The 19,860-nt window shown below is 34.0% G+C and carries 11 protein-coding genes, 3 tRNA genes and 3 pseudogenes; 12 read left to right on the top strand and 5 right to left on the bottom strand.

Annotated elements, in window-relative coordinates:
- Window positions 1–15 precede the first annotated feature (15 nt).
- The 5 genes and pseudogenes from AD998_16980 (at window position 16) to AD998_16960 (ending at window position 6,869) form a co-directional block, all read left to right on the top strand.
- A complete protein-coding gene (locus AD998_16980) occupies window positions 16–1,452 on the top strand; it encodes a hypothetical protein (protein ID KOY87598.1) in 1,437 nt (478 codons plus the stop codon).
- A gap of 25 nt (window positions 1,453–1,477) precedes the next feature.
- Complete coding sequence (locus AD998_16975) at window positions 1,478–2,317, top strand: hypothetical protein (GenBank protein ID KOY87597.1); 840 nt, start codon at window positions 1,478–1,480, stop codon at window positions 2,315–2,317.
- A gap of 91 nt (window positions 2,318–2,408) precedes the next feature.
- On the top strand, window positions 2,409–3,098 hold the full coding sequence (locus tag AD998_16970; protein KOY87596.1) for a hypothetical protein: 690 nt from the start codon (window positions 2,409–2,411) through the stop codon (window positions 3,096–3,098).
- A gap of 35 nt (window positions 3,099–3,133) precedes the next feature.
- Window positions 3,134–4,777: pseudogene (locus AD998_16965) on the top strand (hypothetical protein).
- A 967-nt stretch (window positions 4,778–5,744) separates the two neighbouring features.
- Window positions 5,745–6,869 (top strand): hypothetical protein, encoded by a 1,125-nt coding sequence (locus AD998_16960; GenBank protein ID KOY87595.1) that lies wholly within the window; start codon window positions 5,745–5,747, stop codon window positions 6,867–6,869.
- 809 nt (window positions 6,870–7,678) lie between these two features.
- On the opposite strand, the pseudogene AD998_16955 reads toward AD998_16960, so the two are convergent.
- Window positions 7,679–9,952: pseudogene (locus tag AD998_16955) on the bottom strand (hypothetical protein).
- Between the two features lie 259 nt (window positions 9,953–10,211).
- Between AD998_16955 and AD998_16950 the strand changes: the two are divergent.
- A complete protein-coding gene (locus tag AD998_16950) occupies window positions 10,212–11,444 on the top strand; it encodes an acyl-CoA dehydrogenase (protein ID KOY87594.1) in 1,233 nt (410 codons plus the stop codon).
- 38 nt (window positions 11,445–11,482) lie between these two features.
- On the opposite strand, the gene AD998_16945 is transcribed toward AD998_16950, so the two are convergent.
- The 3 genes from AD998_16945 to AD998_16935 form a co-directional block, all read right to left on the bottom strand.
- Window positions 11,483–12,055: a hypothetical protein gene (locus tag AD998_16945; protein KOY87593.1), complete on the bottom strand. Its 573-nt coding sequence runs from the start codon at window positions 12,053–12,055 to the stop codon at window positions 11,483–11,485.
- Window positions 12,056–12,137: 82 nt separating this feature from the next.
- Entirely contained in the window at window positions 12,138–14,171 is a 2,034-nt protein-coding gene (locus tag AD998_16940; protein ID KOY88263.1) for a peptidase M3, read from the bottom strand.
- 126 nt (window positions 14,172–14,297) lie between these two features.
- Window positions 14,298–15,656: a magnesium transporter gene (locus tag AD998_16935; GenBank protein ID KOY87592.1), complete on the bottom strand. Its 1,359-nt coding sequence runs from the start codon at window positions 15,654–15,656 to the stop codon at window positions 14,298–14,300.
- An 89-nt stretch (window positions 15,657–15,745) separates the two neighbouring features.
- Here AD998_16935 and AD998_16930 point away from each other — a divergent pair, with 89 nt between their 5' ends.
- Window positions 15,746–16,126, top strand: a complete 381-nt coding sequence (locus AD998_16930; protein ID KOY87591.1) for a hypothetical protein — start codon at window positions 15,746–15,748, stop codon at window positions 16,124–16,126.
- Window positions 16,127–16,175: 49 nt separating this feature from the next.
- Here AD998_16930 and AD998_16925 read toward each other — a convergent pair.
- A pseudogene (locus AD998_16925) lies at window positions 16,176–17,087 on the bottom strand (hypothetical protein).
- A gap of 323 nt (window positions 17,088–17,410) precedes the next feature.
- Here AD998_16925 and AD998_16920 point away from each other — a divergent pair.
- The 5 genes from AD998_16920 (at window position 17,411) to AD998_16900 (ending at window position 19,853) form a co-directional block, all read left to right on the top strand.
- The gene (locus AD998_16920) at window positions 17,411–18,076 is read left to right on the top strand and encodes a hypothetical protein (protein ID KOY87590.1); all 666 of its coding nucleotides are present in this window, start codon (window positions 17,411–17,413) and stop codon (window positions 18,074–18,076) included.
- 23 nt (window positions 18,077–18,099) lie between these two features.
- Window positions 18,100–19,431 (top strand): ABC transporter, encoded by a 1,332-nt coding sequence (locus tag AD998_16915; protein KOY87589.1) that lies wholly within the window; start codon window positions 18,100–18,102, stop codon window positions 19,429–19,431.
- 103 nt (window positions 19,432–19,534) lie between these two features.
- A tRNA-Tyr gene (locus tag AD998_16910) sits at window positions 19,535–19,617 on the top strand.
- Between the two features lie 49 nt (window positions 19,618–19,666).
- Window positions 19,667–19,742: transfer RNA gene (locus tag AD998_16905), tRNA-Gly, on the top strand.
- Window positions 19,743–19,778: 36 nt separating this feature from the next.
- Window positions 19,779–19,853, top strand: a tRNA-Thr gene (locus AD998_16900).
- Window positions 19,854–19,860: the final 7 nt, after the last annotated feature.

The following is a 19,860-nucleotide window of genomic DNA, read 5'->3' as shown; positions in this document are numbered from 1 at the left end:
AATAGCATAAAAGATATGAAAAAAATTAAAAATATATTATATGTTGCTTCTGCTCTATTTTTAGGGACAAGTTGTAACCGTTACCTTGAAAAAACACCAAGAGCTCAATTAAATGCTAGTATTGCACTTTCTGACTCAGTGGGTGTACAAGGTACTCTTGCTTCTGCATATAGAAGACTCCATCAGTTTGAATATTATGGAAGAGATTTTATGTTGTTAGGTGATGTATTGGCTGATAATGCAAAAATAGCAACCAATACTGGTCGTTACACAACACAAATCAATAACCAAGTATTTTCTCATTATGGTTTTTGGACTGGTGGCCCTTATGCAGCGATTAATGATGTTAATTATGTAATTGAGGCTACTGATGATGCTCAAATTAGAATGTCTGATGGTTTAAGAAAAAGAGTAAAAGCAGAAGCTCTCTTCTTAAGAGCTCTTTGCCATCACGATTTACTAAGAGCATATTCTTATGAGCCTGCTAATGCTTCTGGTTTCAATTCTGGAGTTGTTCTTAGAAGCAAACCTACAAGAGGTGCAAGTGATGCCGATGGTGCTGTTCGTGCTTCTGTTGCAGATAGTTATGAATTTGTTATCAAGGATTTACAACAAGCGATAGCCGCATTTGAAACTATCCCTAATGTAGGTTTTCCTAACAAAGCAAACTTAGCATCTGCTCAAGCTTTATTAGCAAGAGTTTATTTATATGCTGGTCGTTTTGCAGAAGCTGCAGATATGGCTGATTTAGCATTGAATACAGTTGATAACCAAGCTACTCCAAGAGCTGTTCTTACAAATAGTGGTGCTCATGTTGGTTCTTTCAACACAACTATTCATCCTGAATCATTATTTGAAATAGATATCAATGCTGGTGACTGGTCAACAGTAGATGGTGTAAATAACTCATTATCTTCTTGGAGCAGATCTCCTACTTCAGCTTTACCTTTACCTGGTCCAGGTCCCGTAAATGCAATAGCTGGTTCTAATACATTGAATGCAGTTATTGTAGCTGCTGATGCAAGAAGAGGCCTATGGAGTGCTTTACCAGGCGTAGAATGTTATAAATGGCGTGGTGAAAAAGGTGCATTCTTAGAAAACGTACCTGTTATCAGATATGCTGAATTAGTATTGATACAAGCTGAAGGTAGAGCAAGAAGTGGAAATGATGCTGCTGCTCAAACTGCCTTAAACAGACTAAGAACTAACAGAGGTTTGACGGCTGTAACACCAACAGGAACAGCCCTTACGGATGAAATTCTTTTACAAAGAAGAATTGAATTCGCTTTTGAAGGACACAGATGGTTTGATTTGAAACGTTTAGGCTTGGCTATTGCTAAAGACCCTGCACAAGGAGCAGCTTTATCTGCAAGTGACCCTCGTTTACTTGCTCCGCTACCTGTATCAGAAATTGGTATCAATCCTAAATTAGTACAGAATCCTGGTTATTAATCAAATTTTAAAATTAGATGATCTTATGAAAAGATATATTATAAAATCACTTTTTGTACTTACGGCAATATTTTCTTTGAACGCTTGTTTTTTCAAAGAGCCAGGTACAGAGATAAAATTCACGGATATACTCATAGAAATTGAGAAAGCTACCCAACAAGGTGATGCAAACACTAAAGATACTCGTGAGTATTCTGTTATTAGTGATGGTTTATTTTTAACAGATTCTTTGAAAATAAACTTGGTAGGACCTCAACAAAAAGAGGACATCACAATTGCTGTTGAAGTAGGTGCTGGAGCTGATGTAAGTGGAACAACTGCTGTAGCAGGTGTTCATTATCAGTTACTAACTCCCACTGTAGTAATTCCTGCAGGTCAGAGTTTTGGATTCTTGAGATTTAGAGTTTTTGATGATAACGTTGACCCTGCATTACCAGTAGCTGTAAGATTTAACTTGACAAGCACTACTAAAGGTAGATTGAGTGAAAATTATAAGACTCACAGAGTTGTTATCAGAGGAAGATGCCCTTTTATCAAAAGTAAATTTATAGGAGCATATAGCACTCTTGAGCCTGGTTATGGTACATATGCTAATACTTCTACTGAAGTATCAGAAACAGCTACAACTCTAACTATTCAGATGAATAATTTTTGGGATGATAGTAGAACTATCAATTATGTAATTACCAAAGCTACAGGAGCAGTTGCTATTCCTTCTCAAACTTCAGGAACATTGACTGTTGTAAGCACTGGTACCCCAACTTGTAACTTGTGTAATGGTAACATGGTTGTACCTTATCGTATCACTACTACTGCTACAGGAGCGGTAGTTGAAAATAATACACACACTTATACAAAACAATAATGAGTTAGTATGAGTAAATAGAGTGGATATAATCATATCCACTCTATTTGCTTTATAGCTGTAGCTGTATTCATTATAAAATAGAAAGATTATGAAACTAAAATATGTATTACTTGCATTTTTCATCATGATAAGCGGTTGGGCTAATGCTCAAAACTTAAATTTAACTCCCAGTTTTGGAGGAATTACACTTGCTCCTCTAACCACAACAGGCAAGAGTTTGGATGAATCCAATATGTTTTTTACAGAAAGTTGGTGTGAAGGAAGCTTATCTATCAATATAGATACCAAAGGATTATCTGTTCCTAAGTTAAAGTATAACATAGTAGAAGATAAAATCATCATGCAGAATGAACAAGGGGTATTCGAGTTTCCTAAAGGTAGCATTCTAAGTTTTACCTTAAAGTTGAATGGTAGAGAATATACATTTTTGAGTGGTTTAGAAGGGATAGAAAAATACGATGCTACCAATTTCTTTTTGGTACATTATCAATCAAAGAAAATAAAATTAATCACGAAACACTTTTCAGTGCTTCAAAATTTAGGTAGTAACAATTATGGTTCTACTACACAAGAATATACCTATTCAAAAGAAAAAGATTTGTATATTTATAAAGATTCGAAAGGAATATTAGTAAAAAGAAATAAAAAATCAATTTTAGAAGTATTAGGAGGGGATAAAAAAATATGGGAGGAATATATTAAAAATAATAAACTGGATATGAAAAAAGAAGAGGATATTGCTCGATTAATACAATTTTATGATAGTAAAAATCCTTAAATATATAATTAGTTTTGTGTTCATTATTTAATTCAATGATTATGTTAAAATATGTTTGTTGCTTATTAACGTTGGGAATTTCTTCTGTTTCAGCTCAAAATATTGTTGAGAGGAAAGTGATACAAAGCAAAACTAATCTAAAGGAACTCAAAAAATTAGAGGAATCTTTTCGATTAGATTATCTGAAGAAAAAAGAAGTAGCTTATCAAATAGCTCAACAAAAAAATATTCCTATATTCAAAAAATTAGAAGATGGTAGAATTGCTGATTTACAATACTTTGAATATGGAGTGCCTATATACAATGTTTCATTCAGTAATTTGAATGCTGCTACTACTACAAGAGCAAATGCTTTATGGAATGGTGGAAGTTTAGGACTAAACCTAAACGGACAAGGGATGATTATAGGTGAATGGGATGGTGGAGCTGTTCGAGGTTCTCACCAAGAGTTTGCCACATCACGTGTACTTCAAAAAGATGGTGCTTCTACTTTTAATGACCATTCTACTCATGTGGCAGGAACACTCATTGCTACAGGAGTAAACGGTTCAGCAAAAGGAATGGCTCATCAAGGAACTCTCTGGGCAAATGACTGGAATTCTGATTTGAGTGAGGCAACAGCCCAAGCAGCAGAAGGATTGTTAGTTTCAAATCACTCCTATGGTTATTTGGCTTCCAGCTTACAAAATTGGCAATTTGGATACTACGATACCAATGCTGCCAATTGGGATAATTTAGTTTATAATGCCCCTTATTACTTACCTTGTTTTGCTGCTGGTAATGATAGAAATACAAGTGCAAATACTGGTAGTGGTGGTTATGATTTAATTACAGGTAGAGGACTTTCAAAAAATGTACTAACTGTTGGAGCAGTAAATATCCAAACCAATTATGTAGATGCGACTTCTGTTGTAATGTCTACTTTTAGCTGTTGGGGACCTACTGATGATGGTCGCATCAAACCAGATGTAGTAGGAGCTGGTGTAGGAATTTTTTCTTCTGTATCAGGAAGTGATAATGCCTACGGGTCTATGAATGGTACATCTATGGCTACACCTAATGTGGCAGGTTCTCTTATTTTGCTTCAACAACACTATAAAAATATAAATAGTGGTAATTTTATGAAAGCTGCAACTTTAAAAGCTCTTACTATTCATACAGCAGATGAAGCAGGTATAGCTCCCGGACCAGATTATGCGTTTGGTTGGGGATTGGTGAATGTAAAAAAAGCAGCTGAAATGATCACCAATAATGGTACATCAGCTCTTATTCAAGAAAGAACTTTAACAAATGGAACATCTCACACTTTAAATGTAACTGCATTAAGCACTGATCCAATTGAAATTACAATTGCTTGGACAGACCCTAAAGGCACACCTGCCCAAGGTGGTGTGGTAAATCCTGCAAATAAAATGCTTGTACACGACCTTGATATAAGAGCTTGGCAAGGAACAAACTTTTATATGCCTTGGATTTTAGACCCTGCAAATCCATCATCACCTGCAACCAAAGGTGATAATGTGAGGGATAATGTTGAAAAAATTATCATAGAAAGCCCAGTAATTGGTCAAGTTTATAGTATAGAAATATATCATAAGGGGACGCTTACAGCTTCGCAAGATTATTCTCTCATAATTAGTGGAGCATCTCTAAATCCTTCAGCAACAGTTACTACACTCAATAAATTATTCGCTAAATATGCCAAAGATAAAGAAACAGGTGTGAATGGTTTAGTAGTAAATTTTACAGATGAATCATCTCGTTTTACGCATTCTACACCCAATATTACTAATTGGAACTGGAATTTTGATGTAAATGGTTTAGGTGGTGCTTCTCCAAGTACATTTTCAGGAAAAACACCTCCTGCTGTTACTTTTGCAAAATCGGGAGTATATAAAGTTACCTTGACTGTATCTAATGGTACAACAACAGATTCCTTTAGTTCTGATATTACAGTAGATATGGGTAAACCTGTACTTTCTGTTACAAACTTACAAACCAACGAGTTGGGAGAAAAGTATTGTATAGGGCAGGTAGATTTGGCTTGGCAAGACAATTCGGATGAAACAGTTTTTGAAATTCAAAGAAGAGAAAATGCTCCAACAAGTGTATTTACAACCATTAAAACGGTATCTGCAAACCAAACGACTTATTCTGACAACACCATAGAATATGCTAAAAATTATGTGTATAGGGTAATGGCAACCAAAACAAATATAACGCCTGCATTATCACAGAATATAGCACTACAAGGTATCAGCTTTACGACTGCCTTAGAAAAAGAAATAGATAATGAACTTTCTATTTATCCTAATCCTGCTAATACTAAGATAAGTATAAAGAGTAGTAGCCTCAATATTCAGAATGCATCATTTAAAATACTGAATCAATTAGGACAAATTGTCTATGAAACCAAAATTGATGACCAAGAGCAAATAAATTTACCCCAAGTATCAAAAGGTTTGTATTGGGTTCTTATTCAGACAGATAAAGGACTTGTAAGAAGGAAATTAGTAATAGAATAGAAAATTTTATAAACAAGCTGAAAGCCTACAAAATATTACTTTTTGTAGGCTTTTTTATTTAAAATACTACAAAAACACTATCTTTATCATAATGATACGATTTAAAATAGATTAAACTTTTATGTTGAGCTTTTGGGAAAAAGAGTCATTTGTAAACTATGATTATATTATAGTGGGGAGTGGGATAGTAGGGTTATCTACGGCTGCTACTCTTATAGAAAAATTTCCTCGCAAAAAAATATTGATTTTAGAAAGAGGTGTATTTCCATTGGGAGCGAGTACAAAAAATGCAGGTTTTGCATGTTTTGGGAATCCAACGGAATTATTATGGGATATTGACCATGTAGGTGAAGAAGCTATGTTAGAACTTGTTGATAAAAGATGGCAAGGCTTAAATGCTTTAAGAAAACGGTTATTAGATAATAAGACTGGATTCGAACAAACAGGGAGCCATGAGATTATTTTAGATGTACCTGAAAATTTCGAGGATAAAATAAAAAAACTTAATAAACTACTCAAGAAAATATTTGATAAAGATGTATTTTCAATAACTCATCCAAATAAGATAAAAGATTTTGGCTTGAATAATAGCCTTGCTAAAATACTGGTAAACAATGCCTTTGAAGGACAATTGCATACAGGAAAACTTATCACAAGTTTACTTAATTATCTTCAGAAAAAGGGTGTGAAAATTCTTAATGGTTGCACAGTGAATCAGTTTAAGGATTTTAAGTCTGGAGTAGAAATTTTAGTGAATAATCATATCAACTTTAAAGCTAAAAAGGTAGCTATTTGTACGAATGCATTCATCAACCAATTTTTTTCACATTTATCTATAAAACCAGGGCGTGGGCAAGTATTGGTAACAAAGCCTATTAAAAATCTCAAAATTAAAGGTAATTTTCATTTTGATGAGGGCTTTTATTACTTTAGAAATGTGGGAAAAGAACAAATCTTATTCGGAGGTGGTCGCAATATTGATTTTGAAGGCGAAACCACAACAGAGATGATAACTACTGAAAAAATTATAGATAATCTCAAGCTTAAACTTTCTACGCTTATCTTACCCAATCAAAACTTTGAAATAGAACAAACTTGGGCTGGTATTATGGCTTATACACCTAACAGAAAGCCTGTTGTGGAACTTTGTTCCTCTAATATAGCGTTGGGGGTGGCACTCAATGGAATGGGAGTAGCTATTGGTACTAATATTGGAGCTCAAACGGCTCAATTAATGATAGAATAAATAAATAAAGGCTCGCTATTTTTAGCGAGCCTTTATTTACAATAGACTTATATTTTTTATTCAATAACGAGTTTATCAGTGAAAATTCTTCCTTCATTTTCTAATTTTATTAAATAAACACCTCTTGACCATTTGCTAAGGTTAAATTTCTTTGTGAAATTAACAGAATTGGTGTTGATAGTATGTTTTTCTAACAATTTACCTTGTGCATTGTAAATAGTAAGATTAAATAGTTTACCAGCCTCTCCAGTAATATTTAAGTTAAATTCACTAGAAGCAGGATTAGGGTAAATTTGTGTTTTAGCACTCAAAGGTTCTGATATACTTAAAGGATCAGTTGTCCCATTATTAGTACTAATAATCTCAATAGAAGCTTCACTACCTGAGGAATAACTTTTTGTTAATTCTGCACAAACAGAACCAGCTGTAATATCAGCTTGAATAGTATTAATTTTTACTTTTCCAGTTAAATATGTATTAAGGCTTGTAGGAAGAGTTTTAAAAGACATTCCCCATAAAGTGTATATTCCTACTGGCAAAGTACTATAATCAAAATCACCTGTAAGATTACTTACAATAATTGTATCATTTCTTGTAAGTAAAAATGTATAGGTATAATTTTCCCCAAATGTATAAGTATTATTAGGATCAGCAGGATCTCTTTGATCTGTATTATTGTAAATTCTTCTAAAAGCACCAATATCTTTACCTTTTTCTATTTTGATAACACCATTACCTGTATTACTTGGGCGTGTTAAACTACCTGCATCAGCAGGGCAAAGTGGAGGACGAGTAAAATCAGCTACACCATCGTTTCTATTATTTGAACTACCTTGACTGGCATAATAACCTAAACCTCTATCAGCAAAAGCCTCCCAAATAATGTCCAAATCTGCTCCACCATTAAGTTCTTTGTTTGCCTTTAAGATAGCATCTCTACCATCTACAAAACCAGGACTACAAGGTTGTAGTTTTAAACCTTCTACTACCAATTTTAAGGCTCTTCTATTTCCACCATTACCTGTTTTTAAATTTGCATCAAAACCATATCTATCTACAAATTTCCATGTCATATCCCAAAGCATTGTACACCACAAAAAGCCAATTCCATGTGGTTGAGAAATAGATGTATTAGGTAAATCTGAATAAGTAAAATTATTTACACTTCTGTTTGTAGTATAAGGAGCGGGTCTAATACCTCCTCCATTTGTAGCTTGTCCCATTACATACGTTCCAACACCTCTTAGTTGTGTAGGAGTATCTGTAGATTTCATCGTTAATACAATACCAAAATAATCACTCCAGCCTTCACCCATTTGTTCAACATTGTTCAAACAACTTGAATTTGCAGGACCACCTGTGAGACGTGTTGAAATACCATGTCCATATTCATGGATGATGATACCATTATCTAAATCACTATCTGTATCTACTACTGTTGGGCTGGGTGTGGTAACCAAAGAACCTGAAACTGTTTGTGTCTGCAAGGTAGTCTTGATGTTTGCACCATCTTCTAAACTAATCATCACAGATGGAATGGTAATGGTAGCATCTGTTCCAGACATATTACCAACACTACCGGATACATTATTTACAATAATAACACCAATTGCACCTGCTGTTTGAGCATTTTTTACTTTGATAGTAAAGGCACAATCACCTCTATCTACTACAGCAATTTTACCTGTAAGCGAACCAGCAGGACTTGCAGAGCAACCAAGTGTCGGAGTTGCAGAACCATCATTTACAAGAACCAAATTGCCTGTTACAGGCGTACTTGTGATAGTAGCACCAAATTGTGCTGTTCCTGTAACATATTCTCCAGCAATACCACTTGGAGAATCGATAGTCAAAAACTTATTGGTTGTACGAGCATCCCAGATAAACATCTGCATACGAGGGTTAGAGCCATCAGGAGGTGTACCAAAATTAGCATTATTTCTTCCACTACCATCTTGAGCTTCTGCACGAACGGCATCATTTCCAGCACCACCTCTACCATAATTGTTGGTTTGGAAATTGCCTGAAGGCTCATCAAAACCTAAATGATAGAATATATCATGAATCATATTGCTCATGAAAAATGTATTGGTAATAGCAAAATTTAGATAGTCTGCTGGTAGAGTGGTGGTTGTGTAAGGAAAATCAAAAACTAAAGAAACTCCACCATCAGGGCTAAAACCAGGTGAATTAGTGTTAGCTCGGTCTTCATAGGCATGTACGTTATTTCCTTGGGTAGTTGTGAAGTCTGCTCCGACTGCCCCATTGGTATCATGCCAGCCAAAAGGAGAAGCTAATGCATCAGCAGGGTTAGTTACCAATGTTCTACCTCCATGAATAGGACTTTCTACTGGTAAATCAAAAACTCTGTAAGATGCACCATCTGAACGTTTATTATTAATAGAAGCATTTGTACATGCTTGAGAATGATTGTGTTTTGAAGGAATTCTTGTTGAAGAATGGTCAAAGTTACATTTGGTTGTCCAATTAGCCTTATGAATCGTTTTGCCATTGTTAGCATCTACTACTACATCCCACCAGTCAGATGTACCTATAGGAGCGAAAGATAAATTCCAAGCTGTTTGTAACTTGTTTTCTTCATCTAAGAAATAAACTTTTTTGATAGGCACATTTTCATAAGAAAAAGAGCCTTTATCATAAACTTCAAATCCTGATTTATTTTGCCCTGCTTGTGGAAGTAATCGAACTTGAAGGAGAGCATTTTTAGGTGAAAGCTCTTGTACAGCTTTTCTGATAGCATCAGGTGCTTGTAACCCAAAACGAGAAGAAGCAACTTTATAATTTTGATAAATATTCCCCGCAAAGCTTTTTACTTCACCATTTTTTATCATGATACTTATTGAAGAATTGTAAATTTCTATTCCTTGATGTACTTGACGTAAATAAACATAAGTAATACCAGTTTCAGGATAAGAAATTTCATCAGTTACTTTCCAGTCTTCTGACTTGGTTATGATGCCTTTTTGATTTTTCAAGTAGGTTACTACTTTTTCTAGGCTATTTTGTGCAATCCCTTGCATAACTAATAGCGTACATAATAGACTCGTAAAGAGTTTCTTCATGATGATTTTGTGTCTTGTTGTTTCAGTAGAATAAATATAAAAAATGAATGTAAATATGCGATTTTTTATTTGGAATTTTTCTAAAAAACAAAATATTTTTTCATTGGGAAACAGGGGTGATCTTCATCTTTACTTCAAAATAAAGGCTTTTCTTTGTAATCTGATTAAAAAAAACTATTTTTGCAAAACACTGAAAGTAAACAAATTGTAATTGCTTCATGTAAAGGCAGTCTATAAAACCTTTAAAAAACAATAAATTATGCTTACCCAAGAAGGACAAAACAACGCAAAAACGAAAGTATTTGAAAAAAGATTGAAACAAGATACTTTTGAACATCCAGATTTCTATCAGTTGGATGACTTGTTCAATGAAGAACAAAAAATGATTCGTCAAGCTGTTAGAGATTTTGTAAAAAAAGAAATTTCTCCTTATATCGAACAATGGTATGAAAATAATCACTTTCCTTATGAGATTGTGAAAAAATTTGGTGATTTGGGTGTTTTTGGTCCTACTTTACCTCAAGAATATGGTTGTGGTGGATTAGACTATATCTCGTATGGTCTGATGATGCAAGAAGTGGAAAGAGGTGATTCTGGTATGCGTTCTACGGCTTCGGTACAAGGCTCTCTTGTGATGTATCCTATTTATAAATTTGGTTCTGAAGAGCAGAAAAAGAAGTTTTTACCAAAATTGGCGAGTGGTGAGTTTTTGGGGTGTTTCGGATTAACTGAACCAGACTTTGGCTCAAATCCAAGTGGAATGGTCACCAATTTCAAAGACATGGGAGACCATTATTTGCTCAATGGTGCTAAAATGTGGATTTCAAATTCACCTTATGCTGATGTGGCTGTGGTTTGGGCTAAAAATGAAGATGGTAGAATCAAAGGTTTAATTGTAGAAAAAGGAATGGAAGGCTTTTCTGCTCCTGAAATACATGGAAAATGGTCTTTGAGAGCAAGCATTACAGGCGAATTGGTATTTGATAATGTAAAAGTTCCTAAAGAAAATTTATTACCATTGGCTGATGGGCTGAACGCTCCTATGAAATGCTTAGACTCAGCTCGTTATGGAATTTCTTGGGGAGCTTTGGGTGTAGCCATGGATTGTTATGAGTCTGCTCGTAAATATGCAGCAGAGCGTATTCAGTTTGGTAAGCCGATTGGAGCATTCCAATTGATACAGAAAAAATTAGCAGAAATGCTTACAGAAATCACCAAAGCTCAGCTGGTTTGTTGGCGTTTGGGTTCTTTGATGAATGAGGGAAAAGCTACTTCATCTCAAATTTCACTTGCAAAACGTAATAGTATTGAAATTGCTTTGAATACAGCTCGTGAAGCTCGCCAGATACATGGTGGTATGGGTATTACAAACGAGTATCCTATTATGCGACACATGATGAACCTTGAAAGTGTGGTTACTTATGAAGGTACACACGATATTCACTTGCTCATTTTAGGTCACGAAATTACAGGTATTCCTGCATTCAAATAAAAAACTAAAAAGCTCCAAAATTTTGGAGCTTTTTAGTTTTACTTAGGTATATAATTACCACTTTCATCAAATAGATAGAGAGTCTTACTGGTATAAACCCCATAACAAACTTGCTTTTCTTTAAACTCTGAGATTTCAGGAAATAGAATATTTTTTGTTTTTTGGTCTGTTTCAAAAGTATAGGAAGTTTGTTTGAAAGCATCTATGACGAGAACTCTCTTTTTACTTACAAACTCAAAAATACGTTTCTTAACTTTGTCATTTTCGATGAAGCAAAGCATACTCTTGGATGAACATTTTTCTGTTTCTGTAATAAAAAAATGCCACTGAATACCATCAGCCCAAGAAACCCAACCTACAAAAACTTCTTTATTGTCATTAGTTGCTTTATACCTGAAAGCATCCCCTTTCATCCATTTCCAATCTTGTGAAGGGTAATATTTTTGCCTAAATTCATAAATCATATCCTTAGCATAGGAGTTATTTTTTATTTGATACTCCTTTTCTATATCATAAGGCTGATATTTTAAAGATTCACCATAAGGCTGATAATTTTGTGCAAACATCTGTAAGCCACAAAAATAAAAGAGAATAATAAATAGATGTTTCATAAACAGTTTTTTAAGAAATCACCCAAAAACCATTCCAAAGATAAAAGGTTGAAATTTACTTCAACCTTTTATCTTATCAAACTTATTGAGATAATCCACTACGCTTCAAAAGAGCTTTTGGGCTAGGGTCTTGACCTCTAAAACGTTTATACAACACCATAGGATGTTCACTACCACCTTTAGAAAGCATTTCCTTGAAGCGATTGGCAGCTTCTTTATTAAAAATACCTTTTTCTTTAAATAAATCATAGGCATCTGCATCCAATACCTCTGCCCATTTATAACTATAATAACCTGATGAATATCCACCGGAAAAAATATGACTAAATGATGTACTAATCGAGATGTTTTCTACAGCAGGGAATAAATCTGTTTTACTAATAGCTTTTTTCTCAAATTCAGTAATGCTTTCAACTTTATCTAAAAACTGACCATGCCAAGCCATGTCCAACAAACCAAGGCTTAATTGACGTATGGTTGCATAACCTTCCATGAAATTAGAAGCATCTTTTATTTTTTGTACCAAAGTTTGTGGAATCACTTCACCTGTTTGATAATGCTTTGCAAATGAAGCCAATACTTCAGGCTCGTAACACCAATTTTCAAATACTTGTGAAGGCATTTCTACAAAATCCCAAGCTACATTTGTTCCTGAAAGGCTTTGATAAGTCGTATTGGCTAAAATTCCATGTAAGCAGTGTCCAAATTCATGAAATAGAGTTGTTACTTCATCAAAAGTAAGCAAAGAGGGTTTGGTATCTGTAGGACGAGTAAAATTACAAGTAAGTGATACATGAGGACGAACATCTTGCTCATTCATTTTCTTCTGCTCTCTATAACTTGTCATCCAAGCTCCACTACGTTTGCCTTCTCTTGGGAAGAAATCTGTGTATAAAATAGCTATAAAACTCCCTTTTTCATCATATACTTCATAAGCTTTCACTTCCGAATGAAAAATAGGAATAGATTTATTTTCCTTGAAGGTAAGACCAAATAATTTATTGGCCACATCAAAAGCCCCTGCAATTACATTTTCTAATTTGAAATAAGGTTTTAAGGTTTCATTATCAATAGAGAACTTTTCCTTTTTTAATTTTTCTGAATAAAAAGAGTAATCCCAACGTTGTAATTTATCATCTGTAAAGCCTTGCTTTTTAGCATATGTCAGTAATTCTTGAATTTGTTTTTCAGCTACAGGTTTTGCATAACCATATAATTCGTCCAAAAATTTATTGACAGTCTCTGGTGTTCCAGCCATTCTTTCCTCTAATACAAAATAAGCATGATTGTTATATCCTAAAAGCCTTGCTCTTTGATGACGTAACTTTACAATATCTGTCATTGTAGAAGTATTGTTGTTTTTGTTATTCTTAAAAGCTCTTGAAGAATAAGCTAAAAACATTTTTTGACGCAAATCTCTGTTGGTAGAGTAAGTCATAAATGCTAAATAGCTGGGTGCCTGTAAAGTAAAAACATAACCTGTTTTATTCTTCTTTTTGGCTGTTTGTTTGGCAGCTTCTTTTACAAAATCAGGTAAACCAGCCAATTCTTGTTCAGTGGAGAGTTCCATCAAAAATTCATTGGTATCGTTGAGTACATTCTCACCATACTGTAAAAATAAAGCGGATAAGTTCTTATCAATGCTTCTAAGTAATTCTTTTTGTGTATTATTGAGATTAGCTCCATTTCTTGCAAATCTTTTATAAGTTTTTTCAAGCAACATTGAACTTTCATTATCCAATTTTAAATTCGCTTTGTTGTCATAAACTTGCTTAATTCGCTTAAAGAGCTTTTCATTGAGAATTACATCATTCTCAAACTCTGAAAGCATAGGAGATGTCTCCTTTGTTATTTTTTGTAGTTCGGGATTAGTTTCTGCTGAATTTAGATTTGACATAATAACAGCCACTCTACCTACAAGCATAGCACTATTATCTAAGGCTACAATAGTATTCTCAAACGTAGGTGTTTCAGAGCTATTGGCTATATTTTCAATTTCTTTTTTTCCTTCTTGAATAGCGTATTGTAAAGCTGGAACAAAATGTTCATTTTTAATTTTATCGAAAGGAACAGTTTGAAAAGGAGTATTCCAGTTTTCTAATAGAGGATTGTTCATAGGCTTTGTACTTTGTGCAAATGAATTGAAAACAACGCCCCCAACGAAAAAGGGCATTAATAGTAATTTTGATAAGCTTTTTTTCTTCATAATTTTGGTAAATCAAGTTGTTTAATTGAATAAAAATTAGATTTGATATATAAGTCTAGCAATTAAGAAATATACAGTTAGTCCAATCAAATCGTTTGCTGTTGTGATAAAAGGACCTGCTGCCAAAGCTGGGTTGATGCCAAATCTATCTAAAACCAAAGGTGTAATTGTCCCCATTAGTGAAGCCAATAGTATTACAGAAAATAAGGCAATCGCAACCACAATTGCGACTTTGCTATCATAACCAAAAAGCAAACAAACTCCTAAGACAAACAAACTCAAAATCAAACCATTAAAAATGGCAATAATTAAAACTTTGAAAAGTCTTTCAAAAGTTCCCAGCTCAAAAACAGATTTATTTGCCAAACTTTGTAAAATAATAGAAGAAGATTGTACACCTACATTACCACCTGTACCTGCAATAAGTGTTGTAAAATTTGCTAAAACAGAAACCAGTAGAATAACAGGCTGCCCAAGCATATTAGTTACAGATGCTGCAAGCATTCCACCAATCATACCTACTACAAGCCAAGGTAAGCGAGCTTTTACAGATGTCCAAATGGTATCATCTTCTTCTACATCTCCTGAAAGCCCTGACATAGCTTGCCTTTCAGCTTCAGCTTGTTCTTGCATTACATCTACCACATCATCAATCGTGATTCTTCCAAGGAGTTTTCCTTGTACATTTACAACAGGGATGCTTTCTAAATCATACTTTCGCATCAAACTCACTACTTCTTCTTGGTCTTTGTAAGTTTCTACAAAAATAAGTTCTTCATCTTCATAAATATCTGCAATAAGGGTATCATCAGCACTCAAAATGATTTTTTTCAAGGATACTCTACCTTTCAAAACGCCACTATTATCCACTACATAAATAGAATATATCTTTTCTACTTTTTCTGCTTGTCTGCGTATTTCTTCAATACATTGTTTGACATTCCAATTGATATTGGCTTTGATAATTTCTTTTGCCATGAGTCCGCCTGCTGTATCTTCGTCATAAGGCAATAGATAAATAATATCTTTTGCCTTCTCTCTATCTTTCAGGGTAGCAATGACTTGTTCTCGTATTTGTATGGGCTGCTCTTTTAAAATATCTACAGCATCATCTGAGTCCATCAAATCTATATATTCAGCTAATTTTTGATAAGGAAGATTTTTGAAAAAATTATTTCTTACTTCTTCAGCCAATTCACTGATTACCTCTGAAGCAATTTCTGTTTCTAAATTTCTTAATAAGAAATCAGCTTGATCATCTTCCAATTCGTATACCAAGGCAGCAATATCTGCATAGTGCAACTCTTGCACTTGTTCTTGGATAATAGCAGTATTATTGTGTTCAAAAGCTTCTTGAACTAATTGTAGGTACTCTTTGCTAAGGATTTCGGACATGACAAGATAAAAGGCGACAAGTATTTAGCTTGGTTACTTGTTCAAATTTAAGGCTTTTTTCTAAATTTGCTTTCAAAAAAACATAAAATATGCAATATAAATATACAATATCTGTTTCAGCAATTTTAGGGGCTTTGGCTGTAAGTATTGGAGCTTTCGGAGCTCATGCTCTCAAAAATATCTTACAAGAAAATGGTTATACAGAGGTTTTTAAAACAGCCAATGAATATCATTTTTACCATGTTTTTGCAATAGCTTTGGTAGGAATTTTACAAAGCCAAGAAAAATACAATACAAAATGGCTTACTTGGGCTGGTTATAGTTTTTTGATAGGAATTTTGCTCTTTTCGGGATCGTTATATGTGCTTTCTATCACATCTATGAAAGCTTTAGGGGTTGTGACACCAATTGGTGGAGTTTTTTTTATTGTGGGTTGGATATTAATAGCTGTAAGTGTTATTAAGAAATAAAAAAGCCTGTAAATTATTTACAGGCTTTTTTATTTAAAATATTTGAAAATTACCAAAGTTTTGTACCAGCAATGGTCATTTTCACACGACGGTTTTGCTCTTTCTGAGCTGCTGATTTATTAGCTTCTACAATACCTTGATCACCAGGTTTGTAATTAGCTTCTTCCTCTCCAAAAGGTTTCAAATCTCCATATCCTACTGCTTTCAAACGATTGGCATTTACACCTTTATTGACTAAATAATCCATTACAAATTTAGCTCTTGCTTCAGAAAGTGCTTTGTTATCAGCAAAAGGAGATACTTTCGGCTTTACGTTATCTGTATGTCCTTCAATCAACATGAACGTTTCTGGTTTGTTTTTCATCAAATCAGCTACTTTATCCAAAATAGGATACCATTTTTTCTGATTTGCAGCAGCAATACTTGCTTTACCTGATTCGAACTGAACTTTACTAGCTTGGCGTAAAAGAGCTTCTTCTGTATCTGAAGTTACTTTCGGGCAACCTTTCATATCTTTTGGACCTGGTTTTTCTGGACAAGCATCATCTTGATCTAACAAACCATCACCATCAGAGTCTTTATTTTCTGGACAGCCTCTATTGTGTCTTGGTCCTTTTTTATCTTTACAATCATCTTCATCATCTGGTACACCATCACCATCAAAGTCAGGGGCTGGACAACCAAAGAAACGAGCAACACCAGCTATTTCAGGACATTTGTCAGCGTTATCTAAGAAACCATCACCATCTTTATCTCCCCAAGGACAGCCTCCATTTTCTTTAGAACCCATTGATTGGAGATTAGCTTCACCATCACCAGGTGTGCCAGGGCATTTATCTTCAAAATCATATACACCATCATTATCTGTATCAGTAGGACAACCATAATCGTTCACTTTCTGAGATTTTGGAGTATTAGGGCATTGATCTCTTACATCAGGTACACCATCATTATCTGTATCTACTTTATAGACGATAGGTACAGTTACTTTACGAGGAGTAACACCTTTCTTTGGCTTTTTTTCTTTCTGAGCATAAGATTCACCCATCATGCAACATAGAGCAATAAGGGCGAGCATAAACATTTTGGCTGCTTTCATAACACTTTTTTATTTTACAAATTTATTTAAGCTTGGCAATACAAAAAAAACACACAAATAGTGCCAAATCGGTTTTAATACAAAACGAATTCAAAAAACTCAACAAAAAAAGTAAAACTTATTTACATTGCAAAACTTTCTTGGCTTAAACTTAGTTAAAATTTTATAAAAACACTAAAAAAAATATGGCAAAGCAAAATAAAAATAAGACAAATGAAAGCACACCCAACTGGCAAGAGTTATACATTCAGTTTGTTTTAGAACATAATAAACGTCCACAAAGTGCTTACGAATTTTGTAAATTTGCATCAGTAGATGAAAATACTTTTTATGAAACTTATGGGACAATAGATGCTCTTGAAAGTAATATATGGCTTTATTTCTTTGTAGAAACTAAAAATCAGATATTGGCAGATGAACAATATCAAGCATATTCAGTAAGAGAAAAACTATTAGCTTTTGATTATACTTGGCTTGAAAACCTACGTTCACATAGAAGTTTTATTACATTAGTATTATCTTCACAAAGTTCACCCATGTGGCAGAAAAAGGCTGCTTTTACAAAATTTAAGGAGGAGTTTATGGCTTATGCTCAAGAATTACTTTCTGAAGCTCAAGAAACAGAAGAAGTCAAAAATAGGAATATTATCAACAATGCTTATCCAAAAATTCTATGGGGGCAAACCATGTATTTACTTAATTTTTGGATAAAAGATGCCAGTAGTAATTTTGAACAAACAGATGCAGCTGTAGAAAAATCTGTAAATTTGTTTTTTGACTTGACTGGACATAGTTTTATAGATAGTTTTATTGATTTTACTAAATTTTCTTTTCAAAACCTTAAATTCTAAAACGTGATAGATTCACGAAAACTATGAAAAAAGATCAAAAGAGTATCCCTACTTCTAAAATTGCAAGAGCTACAAAGTTTATACAGACGGGTGTAAAATTAGGAGGGAATTATGTAAAGCACTATGCAAAAAAAATGGTGAATCCTGAACTTACCAAAGAAGAATTACATGAAGACAATGCAAAAGATATTTATGATACTTTGAGTCAATTGAAAGGAAGTGCCTTAAAAGTAGCTCAAATGATGAGTATGGATAAAAATGTATTGCCCAAGGCTTATACAGACCGTTTTACAATGGCTCAATATTCTGCTCCGCCACTTTCTTATCCTTTGGTAGTGAAAACCTTTAAACAGAATTTAGGAAAAGTTCCTACTGAAATATTTGACACATTTAGTAAAGAAGCTATCAATGCAGCATCTATTGGGCAGGTACATCAGGCTAAATTAGGAACAAAAAAATTAGCTGTAAAAATACAATACCCAGGTGTAGCAGATAGTATTAAGTCAGATTTGAAAATGGTGAAACCTTTTGCTGTTCGCTTACTCAACATGAATGAAAAAGACCTAGAAATGTACATGGGGGAAGTAGAAGGTAAGTTGTTAGAAGAGGCTGATTATGACTTAGAGTTGAAACGTTCAGTAGAAATTTCAAAAGCTTGTGCTCATTTTCCTGATTTATTTTTTGCAGAGTATTATCCAGAATATTCGTGTAAACGTATTTTGACAATGGATTGGCTTGATGGACAACATCTTACTGAGTTTCTGCAAACTAATCCCAGCCAAGAAATACGTAATAAAATAGGGCAGGCTCTTTGGGATTTTTATGATTATCAGGTACATACACTAAAAGCTGTTCATGCTGACCCTCATCCAGGCAACTTTTTGCTTACACAAGAAGGTAAAATAGGTGTGATTGATTTTGGTTGTATCAAAGAAATACCTAATGATTACTATGATAATTATTTTATCATCATTAATCCTCATTTGCTTACAGATGATGCAACACTCTTGGAACGCTTCAAACAACTTGATTTTATTTTAGAACAAGACACTATTGAGCAACAAGCTTTCTTTATGAATATTTTTAAAGAAATGATTAGGCTTTTGGGTAAACCTTTTCATACAGATAGTTTTGATTTTGGTAATGATGATTATTTTCAGGAAATTTATCAGTATGCAGAAAAACTTGCTCGTATGGAGGAACTTCGCAAAACAAATCAAGCAAGAGGCTCAAGACACGGTTTGTATATCAATCGAACTTACTTTGGATTATATTCCATACTTAATCAATTAAAAGCTCATATAAAAACTACAAAACCAGAATTTTTAACAAAACCAGTATTTGAAAATACTTAAAAATGAGACTTTTATGTTACATGTAAAAATATTTTAAAAATATTTTTAGTGTTTTTTTTGACAGTTTCAAAATTAGAGTTACCTTTGCAGACCAAATACAAACGGGGTAATACCAGAGTGGCCAAATGGGGCAGACTGTAAATCTGCTGACGTACGTCTTCGGTGGTTCGAATCCATCTTACCCCACTTCTCTTTTCTGCAAAGAGAAAATCTATAATGAAAATTATAGATACAAGCGGGAGTAGCTCAGTTGGTAGAGCGATAGCCTTCCAAGCTATAGGTCGCGGGTTCGAGCCTCGTCTCCCGCTCGAAAAATTTAGTAAGGTTTTGTAAATTAATTTTTACAAGCCGACGTAGCTCAGGGGTAGAGTACTTCCTTGGTAAGGAAGGGGTCGTGGGTTCAATTCCCATCGTTGGCTCTAATCAAAA

The sequence above is a fragment of the bacterium 336/3 genome, assembly GCA_001281695.1.
GTDB lineage: Bacteria > Bacteroidota > Bacteroidia > Cytophagales > Thermonemataceae > Raineya.
The sequence above is the reverse complement of the archived record's forward strand: the minus strand, read 5'-3'. Positions and strand labels throughout refer to the sequence as shown.

What these genes read in the sequence shown, in the direction of transcription:
- AD998_16980 (KOY87598.1), top strand. Translation starts at nt 16, where the DNA reads ATGAAAAAAATTAAAAATATATTATATGTTGCTTCTGCTCTATTTTTA.
- AD998_16975 (KOY87597.1), top strand. Translation starts at nt 1,478, where the DNA reads ATGAAAAGATATATTATAAAATCACTTTTTGTACTTACGGCAATATTT.
- AD998_16970 (KOY87596.1), top strand. Translation starts at nt 2,409, where the DNA reads ATGAAACTAAAATATGTATTACTTGCATTTTTCATCATGATAAGCGGT.
- AD998_16960 (KOY87595.1), top strand. Translation starts at nt 5,745, where the DNA reads ATGTTGAGCTTTTGGGAAAAAGAGTCATTTGTAAACTATGATTATATT.
- AD998_16950 (KOY87594.1), top strand. Translation starts at nt 10,212, where the DNA reads ATGCTTACCCAAGAAGGACAAAACAACGCAAAAACGAAAGTATTTGAA.
- AD998_16945 (KOY87593.1), bottom strand. Translation starts at nt 12,055, where the DNA reads ATGAAACATCTATTTATTATTCTCTTTTATTTTTGTGGCTTACAGATG.
- AD998_16940 (KOY88263.1), bottom strand. Translation starts at nt 14,171, where the DNA reads ATGAACAATCCTCTATTAGAAAACTGGAATACTCCTTTTCAAACTGTT.
- AD998_16935 (KOY87592.1), bottom strand. Translation starts at nt 15,656, where the DNA reads ATGTCCGAAATCCTTAGCAAAGAGTACCTACAATTAGTTCAAGAAGCT.
- AD998_16930 (KOY87591.1), top strand. Translation starts at nt 15,746, where the DNA reads ATGCAATATAAATATACAATATCTGTTTCAGCAATTTTAGGGGCTTTG.
- AD998_16920 (KOY87590.1), top strand. Translation starts at nt 17,411, where the DNA reads ATGGCAAAGCAAAATAAAAATAAGACAAATGAAAGCACACCCAACTGG.
- AD998_16915 (KOY87589.1), top strand. Translation starts at nt 18,100, where the DNA reads ATGAAAAAAGATCAAAAGAGTATCCCTACTTCTAAAATTGCAAGAGCT.